Below are 12,213 nucleotides of genomic sequence, written 5' to 3'. Positions count from 1 at the left end.
ATCGTGGAGCTGGATTATTATATACTGTTCAATACTCATACTGATGGCCTGCTGCTGGAAAAAAGGCTGAAGGAGAACAATATAAAATACACCATAACTCCTACTCCCAGGCAGCTCAGCAAATGCTGCGGCATAGCAATAAAATATGACCATGAAGATGAGGAAGCCATCAAAGAAATCGTTGGCAGATACGGTATAAATATACTGGGATTTCACTCTATCGAGAGAAAAAATATAGAGATTAGATTTATTTAGCTTTGGATGCTTCCGAGGAGAAAAACATGATAACTATAGGGATTGATATTGGGTCTGTATGTGCAAAAGCTGCTGCCTATGACGGGAAAAACATGTATATGCTCATGCGGCCTACAGGGTGGAATCTGAGAGAAGCCGGAGAAGAGCTGTACAGGAAGGTGCTGGACAAAAGCGGAGGGCAGGAACGCGATGTGGCTGCAATAATCGGCACCGGTTACGGCAGAGTATCCATACCCTTTGCAACAAAGAGGGTGACCGAGATAACCTGCCATGCCAGAGGCGCCATATACCTGAACCCGCAGGCCAGGACAATAATAGATGTGGGCGGCCAGGACAGCAAGGCTATATCCATAGATGAGAAGGGCAATGTATTGGATTTCATAATGAACGACAAATGTGCCGCAGGCACAGGACGGTTTCTTCAGGTGATGTCCCATATACTTGAGGCAGAAGTAGATGAGCTTGAGGATCTGGCAGCTCAATCGGCGCCTAGGGACATAAACAGCATGTGTGCCGTATTTGCGGAAAGCGAGGTTATAAGCCTTTTGGCGTCGGGGGCTTCCAAAGCTTCCATAGCCTCCGGCATACTTCACTCCATATCCAATAAAATTGCACATATAGCCAACAGGATAAAAATAAGGGATTTGGTGCTTTTCACCGGCGGAGTTTCGAAGAATGACCAGATCAGGACCATACTTCAGAAAAAAATGAATTGCAGAATCTATTCCCATGCGGACTCCCAATATGCAGGAGCTATCGGAGCTGCATTGATCGGTTATAGGGCATAACCGGCAATTGCCTTAAGAGGATAGTACTTACGGTACTACCCTCTTATTTGTTATGATATAATCAAGCTGCACGCTTTAATGTATGCAGAAGAAGATTACACGGGAGGTCGGAAGATGATCATTGAATATCAAGGCAATATGCCGGAAATTCACTCCAGCTGTTTCGTAGCGGATAATGCCGCTGTTATCGGGAATGTAAAGCTGAAAAAGAATGCAAGCATATGGTATGGAACCGTGATACGCGGTGATGATAACTTTATTTCAATAGGAGAAGATACAAACATACAGGATAACTGCACCATTCATATCAACCGCTATTGCCCTACGATAATCGGCGATGGCGTGACTGTAGGACATGGCGCCATTGTCCATGCCTGCACCATCGGAAATAATGTATTGATAGGCATGGGCGCCATAATATTGGATGGCGCTGAGATAGGGGACAATGCGATCATAGCTGCCGGCTCCGTAATACCTCCCGGCAAGAAGATACCTTCAAATGTAATGGTCATAGGCTCTCCGGGAAAAATAACAAGAGAACTTGCGGAGGAAGAGGTGTTATCGCTGAGAGCAACGGCGCAGCACTATGTAGAATTATCAAATAAGCATAAAAAGAAATAAAAAGGCATTAGAGTAAATACTTACATGACAGAAACCGACAAATTTCATTATATTCTCCTTTACCTCATTGCAGCATAATGATAAAATAAACATGCGATAGACGATATTTAATAATAATTATTATTGTTAAATTATTGCAGTTATTTTAGGAGATTATATGAAAAAATACATCGCTGTAAAAATGAAGTTCTGGATTGGACATGCAGCTGCAGCTGCATGGACTATTTTTTCAATAATGCTGTCTTTGCCCTGGGTCTCAGATCTGGGCAGAATAGTTTCACTCCCTGTTGCTGTGATCATAATTGCAGGCATAGGCTATCTGCCGGGATATATAAATGCTTTCATGGTGGTCAGCTTGCTTTTGGACCGGCAGCCTCCCTTTAAGATCTCCGATCCCGATGATCCGATAACCTTAATAATCGCCTGCCGCAATGAGGAGAAAAATATCGCTGATACCCTCAGGTATATCAAGGGACAGGATTATAGAGGTGAAATAAATACCATAGTCGTGGATAATGATTCCACGGATAGGACTGCTGAAAAGGCTATGGAAGCAGCGGCGCAGCTGGAGCTTCCCGTACAAGTTCTGCATGAGCCGAAGCCGGGCAAGAACAACGCATTGAATAATGCATTAAATCATGTGGCTACGGATTATTTGGCAACCTTGGACGCAGACACTTTGCTCCATAAATCTGCCATAAAAAACTTGGTTGCAAGAATGAAATCCGCTCCGGAGCAAGTATGCGCTGTTGCAGGTGCTGTTCTGGCAAAAAACAGCCGGGAAAATTTTGTCGCAAGGATACAGGAATGGGACTATTTTCTTGGCATAGCCAGCATCAAGAGGCTGCAGGGGCTATATCAGGGAACTCTTGTGGCTCAGGGAGCCTTCTCCCTGTACAAAACAAGGGTGATAAAGGAAGCGGGAGGCTGGCCTGATGCAATCGGAGAGGATATAGTCCTTACATGGAACTTTCTAAAAAATAACTGTATGGTCTATTTTGAACCTCTTGCCGTGGCTTTTACAGAGGTACCTGCCAGTATGAAACATTTGTTCAGACAAAGAAGCCGTTGGGCTCGGGGAATGATAGAGGCCTTAAGTTTAGTGAAGCCATGGAAGCAGCCTATGGGGTATGTGCGATATATGACCGGCATAAATTTGATCATGCCATATCTGGATTTCATCTATACCTTTTGCTGGATACCGGGGCTTATATTTGCTCTTTTCGGCAAGTACTGGATTGTAGGCCCCTATACTCTTTTTGTCCTTCCCCTTTGTTTGGTCCAGAACTATGTTTTGTATAGCTATCAAAAAGGCGTATTTAGGTCTTTGAATTTAAGAATACGCAAAAATAAACTGGGATTTATTTTTTATGTCCTGTTTTATCAAATGCTTATGAGCCCCATGTCAATGTTAGGCTATTTCCAGGAATTCTTGAAACTGGATCGGGTTTGGAAATAGAAAGTAAAATACCCTCCCCTATTCTTTGTTCCAAGCCATATTATATATTCTTTTCCTACTGGAGCATATATCCTTGAGCAGCCCGGAGCTTTTTTGAGTTTCGCAGATCCCTGATAATATGCTTGAAGTTATCCAACTCGATTTATGATGGGGTTTAAAACTCTCCTCACAAGGATAAGTCGTTAATCTTTAATATTCTTAATCCATCTATAGTCGTTTTGCGCTTCTTCATCGCTTGTGTAGATATTCATGAGCTTGCCAAGCTCTACAGCAAACTCCACAAAGGCTTGACCCGTCGATGTGATTATATTGCCGTCAATTACTACGTCTTCATTCAACACATGGGCCTTTTGGAAGAGTTCGATATAATCCTCATCTTCCCTAATTCCAGATGAATCACCTGTACATCTTTTATTATCTAGAATGCCATAACTGGCCAAAAGAGACGGCCCTCCGCATATGGCTCCAATATGTTTATTTTTGGAATTAAGAGTAGTGATAAAGTCTCTTAGCACCGTATTATCAAAAAGATAGGAAGGATTTCCGCCCGGAACCACGAACAAATCTATTTCATCGGGGTTAAGCTCACCTACAGTTTTGTCCGGCAGAAACTTCTGCTTTTCTTCACTTATATATACTTTATTCTCTAAGGCAGCAGTAAAGACATTTTTCTCTCTAAAAATAAGCCCCAAAAGCACCACCTCAAATTCACAAAAACCGTCATAGTAAAAAATACATACATTCACATAATCAACCCCCATTTTATATAAAATAATAACCCTACTAATATTTAAACCTATAATTGCCATATATGTCAACAATAACATTGACACCATCATAAAAGAGCAGTATACCTAAAGAGTTCTCAACTATTATATGGCTGAATATTATCTTGAAGTTTTGGTACCGCAATGGTATTATCTATTAAAAGCGATAAAGGAGAAGCCCGCTATGATTTGCCCTATTGTTTCAAAACTGAATAATCATATCCATCATCATAGGAAGCGTGCTTGCAGCTAGGAAATAATCCGTAGGTGCAAGCACTGATTGTGCTTGTGCCTGCGATGGTGTTGATATCATAAAGAGCCGTGCAGGTATAAAATCTGCATAGCTCTTTATTTTTTTAACAGGCAAGAAAGTATAGCTTCTAAAACAGTGGTAATGTAGGGCTCAACTTTATGAATGGCAGGGTTCCCCAGTAAAAAATTGGCTAAGATAATCTTTAAGGAGGAGCTTATAATGGAATTAAAACTTCGCAATTTGAAGGGTACGAAAGACTATTTGCCGGAAGAGCAATATATCAGAAACAAGATTAGAAAAACATTGGAAGATACCTTTGAGAGATATGGATATCTGCCACTTGAGACCCCTATTCTCAATTACTATGATGTGATGGCCTCAAAGTATGCAGGAGGTTCAGAGATTTTAAAAGAGGTCTATAGGCTGAAGGATCAGGGAGAGCGCGATATCGCTCTAAGATATGACCTGACCGTTCCTTTTGCAAAAGTAGTAGGCATGAATCCGAACCTGAGACTTCCCTTTAAAAGGTATGAAATAGGCAAGGTATTCAGAGACGGCCCGGTGAAAACAGGGAGAAACCGTGAATTCATCCAGTGCGACGTGGACATGGTAGGAGTAAAGTCGGTCATTGCAGAAGCCGAATTCATGGCCATGACTGCGGAGGTATTTGAGAAGCTGGAGCTTGATGCCTATGTGTCGTATAATAACCGGAAGCTTTTATCCGGCATTATCACCAGTGCCGATGTAAAGGAAGAAAGCATAAATGAAATTATCTTATCTCTGGATAAGATAGAAAAGGTAAAAGAGGACGGGGTCCGGCAGGAGCTTATGGAAAAGGGCATAGAAAATGAGACTATCTGCAGTTTGCTTTCAATTTTGAAATCAGCAAAGGATGAGCCCCTGGAGTATTTCAGAAACAATTGCAGCAATCCCATGATTGCAGAAGGGGTAAAGGAATTGGAAGAACTGGGGGCTTATCTAAATGCTATGGGTATTGGATCCAAAGCAAGGCTCAATCCTTTTCTGGCAAGAGGACTTGATATATATACGGGTACAGTTTATGAAATATTCCTTTGCGACGGCAGTATTACCTCCAGCATTGGAGGAGGGGGAAGATATGACCGCATCATCGGAGGCTTTTTGGATAACGGAATAGAATATCCTGCAGTAGGCATATCCTTCGGTCTTGATGTGATTTATACTGCATTGTCCATACAAAATAAAGATGGCTTCAGATCACCTGTAGAATTCTATATAATCCCCATGGGTACAGAGGTGGAGTCGATGAAGCTGGCCCAAGAGCTCAGGCGCAATGGTTTCTATGTTGATATAGAAATGACCGGCAGAAAGCTGAAGAAGAGCCTTGACTATGCGAACAAAGAAAAAATTCCCTATGTCATCATAATGGGAGAAGAGGAGCTGAAGTCACAGACTGTGAAGCTGAAGGATATGATGAAGGCCGAGGAACAGGATATTCCGCTGGGAGAGCTTATAGAGTATTTGAAGATGAAGACGGATCTCAAGCTGTAGTTTAGCCCTGTAGATAAACCAGAAAATGTATGCTATACTTTAAATGAGAAAAATACTACAAAAAGGAGTTGAAAAAATGACAAACGAAGAATTCCAAAAATTTGTGGTAGAAAAGCTTGGCAAAATTGAGTCCGAGGTAAAAGACATAAAAACTGAAGTAGCAGATCTCAAAAAAGAAGTAGCAGGAATAAAAAATCATACTGCCAGTCTGATAGGGTTTAGGACAGAAGTTAACGCTAAATTGGACGATATGATAGAGGGCAATAAATCTATTTATCAACTGCTTGGAGAGCACGAAATTTCCATAAGGACATTGATGCGCAGACCAGTATAACCGATACCTTGTGTCGGTTTTTCTTTTTAGCTCTTTATGGTTAAAACACGGGAACTTTATCCAAATCCTTGAAGTCTAAGTCATATATTACCGATAACAATCATAATATCTATAATTTAGGGGGTGTATCATTATGAACGGAGAAAACAAAAACAATCTGGTCTGGTCATTAATAGCAGTAATTTTGGCATTGGGGATAATCCTATCCTCAACAATCGTAACAAATGGTATCATAAAGATGAAGACCGGAGATAAAACCATAACTGTTACCGGCTCGGCAAAGAAACAGATAAAATCGGACCTGGTTGTATGGCGTGGAAGCTTTTCGGCTCAGTCGGCCCGGACTGCTGATGCCTATGCCAAGCTGAAGCTGGATCTGGAAAAGGTAAAGAAGCATCTGGTGAGCAAGGGGATAGAGGAAAGTGATATAATCATATCATCCATATCTACCAATCCTTATTACGTGGTATTGCCAAACGGTATGTACAGCAATGAAATCGCAAGTTACAGGCTGGAGCAGCGGGTGGAAGTTTCATCCAATGATGTAGAGAAGATAACTGCAATATCCAGAGAAGCTACTGATCTGATCAATGAAGGGGTAGAATTTCAATCCTATCCTCCTGAATATTACTATACCAAAATCGCTGATTTGAAGGTGGATATGCTGGGGCAAGCCACAGCCGATGCAAAAAACAGGGCAGTGCAAATCGCCGATGGCACCGGCAGCAAAATAGGGACATTGCGTTCGGCCAAGGTGGGAGTTTTTCAGATCACTCCTTTGTATTCTACCGATGTTTCGGACTATGGGATCAATGATACTTCGACCATAGATAAAGAGATTACAGCAGTAGTAACATGCAATTTTGAAATAGAGTAATAATAAGGTTTTACTTATCACTCTGCAGATAAGCAGGGTGATTATTTTGAACACTGATAACATTGAATAAACTATAGTACTTATGATATATTTTTAATAGAAAAGCGAAAAACTAACAATAGCATCACAAAGGGGGGCTTCATAATGGATCAAAACAAGATTAAGCAGCTCATATTGGATAGGCTGGAGGAAGGCATAATAGTGCTGGACGCAGACCTTGCCATTACCTTTTATAAACCAGCCTCAACTGAGATAACAGGTTTTGATCATGAAGATGCAGTAGGAAAAAGCCTATTTGAGGTATTCCCTCACTTGGACAAGGACAGCAGTACCTTCTATAAGGCTATGACAACAGGCAAGCCTGTCATAGATCAGGTGCAAAACTATGTCAATTATAAAGGCAAGAGTGTCTCTATCTTGAGCACTACCATACCGGTATTTGAGGATAGGGAGCTTGTAGGAGCCTTTGAAATATTTAAGGACCTGACAACTGTAAGGGAGTTATCGGAAAAGGTTCTCATGCTCCAAAATGAGCTTTACACAAAAGGTGATGGACATAAGGCACTCAACGGCACTCAATACACCATTTCCGACATCGTTGGAGAGAGTGCTGCATTGCTGGAGTTGAAAAACAAAGCAAAAAAGGTGGCAAACAGCAATTCTCCGGTATTTGTATATGGGGAAACAGGTACGGGCAAGGAGCTCATCGTTCAGGCCATGCATAATCTCAGCAGCAGGCGCGGCAAGCCTTTTATCGCCCAAAACTGTGCGGCTTTGCCGGAAAACCTTCTGGAGAGCATATTGTTCGGGACTGCTCAGGGAAGCTTCACGGGAGCGAAGGATAGACCGGGACTGTTTGAACTGGCAGACGGGGGTACTCTCTTTTTGGATGAAATAAATTCTATGAATCTTGAGCTGCAATCAAAGCTCCTGAGAGTCATTCAGGATGGAGTCATAAGGAGGATCGGAGGCTCAGATACCAAAAAGGTGAATGTGCGCATAATCGCCGCTTCCAACATGGACCCCAATATGATGCTGGAGCAAAATATAATCAGGAAGGATCTGTTCTACAGGCTCAATGTGATATACCTCTATGTCCCTTCTCTCAGAGAACGGAAAGAGGATATACCCATACTTACGAACTATTTTATTGATGTTTTTAATAGAAAAATGAATAAGGATATAAAAGGCGTGACCGGGGAAGTCCTGGATAGGTTTTTCAATGGTGATTGGCCAGGCAATGTGAGAGAACTGGAAAATACGATAGAGAGCGCTATGAACTTTACCGACGGAGATTATATAGGTCTCCCGGACCTGCAATACTACAGCATATTGAGGCAGACTTCGGCGTTTAAAGGTAAAGAAAGTCCGGAGATACCTAAGGGCCTGGGGCTGAAGGACGCCGTAGGAGAGTATGAAAAATCGGTGATCATCTCCGCCATAGATGAAGCGGGCGGCAATCGCGCAAAAGCAGCCAGAATGCTTAAAATACCAAAGCAGACTCTCCATGGCAAGCTTAAGAGGCTGGGCATTAAAAGCCGGGGCGAGGAAAGGGAATAGTATCATAAACCGTACGAAAAAATGTAAAAAAGGCACCTGAAGTACCATAAATGGGACTCAAGTGCTTTTTTATACTTTTCTAAATATTGAACGAGACTTCATTCAGTGGGGGATTCAACTCCCGCTGAATGTTAGTCGAGTCCATGCTGGACTTAGCCGCCCTTTGATGCCCGCCGCCTATGGAGGCGGGGGTCTTAGGGCGGCTTAGTTCAGTGTTGAAATAACTGAACCATCCTATTCCCGCAAGATGTTAAGATTGGCACATGATTTGCAACGAAATTTAGATGAGGTGATAGCGTGGAAGGTTGTATATTCAATATAATGAAATATTCTATACATGACGGCCCGGGAATAAGGACAACTGTTTTCATGAAGGGCTGTCCCTTGACATGCCGCTGGTGTCATAACCCGGAGAGCCAACAGGTTGATCGGCAGGCAGTAAGGTTTCCCGACAGATGCATAGGCTGCGGCAAATGTGCAGAGGTTTGCACTGCAGGCGCCATAGTAATAGAAGATAAAAGGATGAGAGTCGATATTAAAAAATGTATCGGCTGCGGCAGCTGTGCAGAGGTTTGCTATGCGGGTGCCGTGGGAATGGCCGGCAAAGCTATGACCTCGGTAGAAGTGATGAAGGAAGTAGAGAAGGACAACATATTCTACGAGGAATCCGGCGGCGGAGTCACTTTCTCCGGCGGCGAGCCTTTTATGCAGCATGAATTTCTTTTGGAAATGCTTAAAAGCTGTAAGAAAAAGGGTATACACACAGCGGTTGATACCTGCGGCTTTGTAAGAAAAGATATCCTTGCAGAGCTCAGTGGATTCATAGATCTTTTTTTATATGATTTGAAGATGATGGACGATGACAAGCATAAAAAATATACAGGGGTGTCAAATGAACTGATACTTGATAATCTGAAAGAATTGACCCAGCTGGGAAAGCGCATTTTTATAAGGATTCCTATAATCCCCGGAATCAATGATGATGCCAATTTGGAGGAGACAGGTAAGTACCTTTCCTCTATAAACGGAATTGAACAGATAAATCTTCTGCCCTATCATAATATATCTATAGAAAAGTATAAAAGGCTGGGCGAAGAATACAGCCTTGCTGATATAAAGACTCCGTCCGATGACAGGATGGATGAGATAGCTCAGAGGCTAAAAATATTCGGATTCAAAATAAAAATTGGGGGTTAGAGTTTATGAATGAAAGAGTCAGAGATTTAAGACAGAAAAGCCTTGACGCAATACCGGCTATATCCATCGAAAGAGCCCGAATCGTTACAAATGCATATAAGAAATATCAAGGGAAGGTTTCCATTCCTGTCCTTAGGGCCTTGGTCTTCAAGGAGCTGTGCGAAAATAAGACCATATGCATAAACGATGATGAGCTCATAGTAGGAGAGAGAGGTCCGGCACCTAAGGCCACTCCCACTTATCCGGAGCTTTGCTGTCACACTATAGCTGATTTTGAAGTAATGGATAAAAGGGAGAAGGTGTTTTTTAAGGTTTCGGAAGAGTCTAAAAAGGTTCAAAGGGAAGAAATAATTCCATACTGGGAAGGCAGGGCCATGAGAGATCTTCTGCTGAACAATATGACCGAAGAGTGGAAGGAATGCTATAGTGCCGGAATCTTTACCGAGTTTATGGAGCAAAGATCTCCGGGGCACACGGTAGCCGACGGGAAAATGTATCAAAAAGGATTTCTGTACTTCAAAAAGGATATAGAAGAGGAAATCGCTGAGCTTGATTTTCTAAATGATCCCGAAGCCTTTTCAAAGCATGAAGAACTGAAGGCCATGGCCATCTGCTGCGATGCGATAATAACCTTTGGCAAAAGACATGCAGATAAGGCTCTTGAGCTGGCAGCAGCAGAAAAGGATGAAAACAGAAAAAAAGAGCTGCTGCAGATTGCGGAGGTTTGTACAAATGTGCCTGCCAATGCGCCGGAGAATTTCTGGGAAGCCCTTCAGATGTATTGGTTTGTTCATCTCAGCGTAATCACTGAACTCAATACATGGGATGCATTTTCACCTGGCAGGCTGGATCAGCACCTTTATCCTTTCTACAGAAAAGGCATCGAGGAAGGGACTCTTACAGATGAGAAGGCAAGAGAGCTGCTTCAATTGTTCTGGATAAAGTTTAATAATCAGCCCGCTCCGCCCAAGGTTGGGGTTACATTGAAGGAAAGCGGGACCTACACCGATTTTGCAAATATAAACAACGGCGGCCTCACTGCCGACGGATCGGACGGAGTAAATGATGTGACCTATATGATCCTTGATGTCATACAGGAGATGAGGCTGTTGCAGCCCAGCTCCAACATTCAGCTCAGCAAGAAGAATCCGGATAAATTCTTGAAGAGGGTCTTGAAAATATTAGAAACCGGCTTTGGCCAGCCTTCGATCTTCAATGCGGATTCCGTAATAGAGGAAATGCTGAGAGCGGGAAAGACCATTGAGGATGCAAGATGTGGCGGCACAAGCGGCTGTGTCGAGACAGGGGCCTTCGGCAAAGAGGCGTACATCCTCACGGGATATTTCAACCTGGTAAAGGTAATGGAAATAACACTGCATAACGGCTTGGACCCAAGGACAGGCAAGAAGATCGGCATAGAGACAGGCGATCCGAGAAGCTTTAAATCCTATGATGAATTGTTTGAAGCCTTTAAAAAGCAGCTTCACCATTTCATAGAAATAAAGATCAGGGGCAACAATGTCATGGAAAAGCTCTACATCGACAATATGCCCTGCCCCTTCTTATCTATAATAACCGATGATTGCATAAAGAAAGCTAAAAATTACAATGCAGGCGGCGCCAGGTACAATACCAGATACCTGCAGGGTGTGGGCATAGGAACCATAACGGACAGCTTATCCTCTATAAAAAAGCATGTGTTTGATGACAAGAGGCTTGCTATGGCCGAAATGCTGGATGTTTTGGACAAAAACTTTGAAGGCAGGGAAGAAATACGCCAGCTATTCCTCAACAGAACGCCGAAGTACGGCAATGATGACGACTATGCTGATGATATAATGAAGGAAGTTTTCAATGCCTATTATGACGAAGTAAACGGCAGACCCACAGTTTGCGGCGGCAGCTATAGGATAGATATGCTTCCTACGACCTGCCATGTTTACTTTGGAGAAGTCACAGGGGCAACTCCTGACGGCAGAAAGGCAGGCATGCCTCAATCCGAGGGCATTTCGCCGGTTCAAGGCACAGACAGGCTTGGACCCACGGGTGTTATCAAGTCCGCCGGAAAGATGGACCATTTGAGAACGGGAGGTACTCTGCTCAACCAAAAATTCTCCCCGAGTGTAGTCGGCAGCGAGGAAAGCCTGGACAAATGGGCCCAACTCGTCAGGGCATACTTCAGGATGGACGGCCATCACATACAGTTCAATGTTGTAGATGCCAAGACTCTGAGGGACGCTCAGAAAAACCCGGAAAACTATAAGGACCTGATAGTCCGTATCGCAGGCTACAGCGATTATTTCAATGACTTGGGAGAAGCTTTGCAGAACGAGATAATAGAAAGAACGGAGCATAAAGGCTTCTAAAAATGATCAAACAAAGCTTAAAAGGGGCTGTTGCAAAAATCCAATTTTATCATTCTGAGCACAGCGAAGAATCTTTAAGGTATTGCAATAAAAAGATTCTCCAGTCGCTTTGCTCCTTCGGAATGACAGGTTGAATCCGTTATGCAGCAGCCTTTTTGTTTTAGTATATATAAACATCACTTATATAAAACTATTTGCGGATTTAT

The 12,213-nt window shown here is 42.8% G+C and carries 11 protein-coding genes; 10 read left to right on the top strand and 1 reads right to left on the bottom strand.

The window, feature by feature from the left end; translation table 11 throughout:
* The first annotated feature begins 3 nt into the window (after positions 1–3).
* The 4 genes from LJD61_RS06845 to LJD61_RS06830 all read left to right on the top strand — a co-directional run bounded on the left by LJD61_RS06845 (position 4) and on the right by LJD61_RS06830 (position 3,123).
* Positions 4–255, top strand: coding sequence for a DUF3343 domain-containing protein (locus LJD61_RS06845; RefSeq protein ID WP_255226784.1), 252 nt, complete (start codon positions 4–6; stop codon positions 253–255).
* A 26-nt stretch (positions 256–281) separates the two neighbouring features.
* Entirely contained in the window at positions 282–1,043 is a 762-nt protein-coding gene (locus LJD61_RS06840; protein WP_255226783.1) for an acyl-CoA dehydratase activase, read from the top strand.
* A gap of 114 nt (positions 1,044–1,157) precedes the next feature.
* A complete protein-coding gene (locus tag LJD61_RS06835; protein ID WP_255226782.1) occupies positions 1,158–1,664 on the top strand; it encodes a gamma carbonic anhydrase family protein in 507 nt (168 codons plus the stop codon).
* A 157-nt stretch (positions 1,665–1,821) separates the two neighbouring features.
* Positions 1,822–3,123, top strand: a complete 1,302-nt coding sequence (locus tag LJD61_RS06830) for a glycosyltransferase family 2 protein (RefSeq protein ID WP_255226781.1) — start codon at positions 1,822–1,824, stop codon at positions 3,121–3,123.
* A gap of 182 nt (positions 3,124–3,305) precedes the next feature.
* On the opposite strand, the gene LJD61_RS06825 is transcribed toward LJD61_RS06830, so the two are convergent.
* Positions 3,306–3,869, bottom strand: a complete 564-nt coding sequence (locus tag LJD61_RS06825) for a DJ-1/PfpI family protein (protein ID WP_255226780.1) — start codon at positions 3,867–3,869, stop codon at positions 3,306–3,308.
* A 493-nt stretch (positions 3,870–4,362) separates the two neighbouring features.
* Between LJD61_RS06825 and LJD61_RS06820 the strand changes: the two genes are divergently transcribed.
* The 6 genes from LJD61_RS06820 (at position 4,363) to hypD (ending at position 12,007) form a co-directional block, all read left to right on the top strand.
* The gene (locus LJD61_RS06820) at positions 4,363–5,673 is read left to right on the top strand and encodes a histidine--tRNA ligase (RefSeq protein WP_255226779.1); all 1,311 of its coding nucleotides are present in this window, start codon (positions 4,363–4,365) and stop codon (positions 5,671–5,673) included.
* A 76-nt stretch (positions 5,674–5,749) separates the two neighbouring features.
* Positions 5,750–6,007, top strand: a complete 258-nt coding sequence (locus LJD61_RS06815) for a hypothetical protein (protein ID WP_255226778.1) — start codon at positions 5,750–5,752, stop codon at positions 6,005–6,007.
* Positions 6,008–6,140: 133 nt separating this feature from the next.
* Positions 6,141–6,884: an SIMPL domain-containing protein gene (locus LJD61_RS06810; protein WP_255226777.1), complete on the top strand. Its 744-nt coding sequence runs from the start codon at positions 6,141–6,143 to the stop codon at positions 6,882–6,884.
* 144 nt (positions 6,885–7,028) lie between these two features.
* The gene (locus LJD61_RS06805; protein ID WP_255226776.1) at positions 7,029–8,444 is read left to right on the top strand and encodes a sigma-54 interaction domain-containing protein; all 1,416 of its coding nucleotides are present in this window, start codon (positions 7,029–7,031) and stop codon (positions 8,442–8,444) included.
* 297 nt (positions 8,445–8,741) lie between these two features.
* A complete protein-coding gene (locus tag LJD61_RS06800; RefSeq protein WP_255226775.1) occupies positions 8,742–9,641 on the top strand; it encodes a glycyl-radical enzyme activating protein in 900 nt (299 codons plus the stop codon).
* Positions 9,642–9,646: 5 nt separating this feature from the next.
* Complete coding sequence (hypD, locus tag LJD61_RS06795; protein WP_255226774.1) at positions 9,647–12,007, top strand: trans-4-hydroxy-L-proline dehydratase; 2,361 nt, start codon at positions 9,647–9,649, stop codon at positions 12,005–12,007.
* Positions 12,008–12,213: the final 206 nt, after the last annotated feature.

Origin of the sequence: Lutispora saccharofermentans, assembly GCF_024363565.1 — a bacterium.
Lineage (GTDB): Bacteria > Bacillota > Clostridia > Lutisporales > Lutisporaceae > Lutispora > Lutispora saccharofermentans.
Note: the sequence above shows the minus strand (reverse complement) of the source record. Positions and strands in the feature narration are given on the sequence as shown.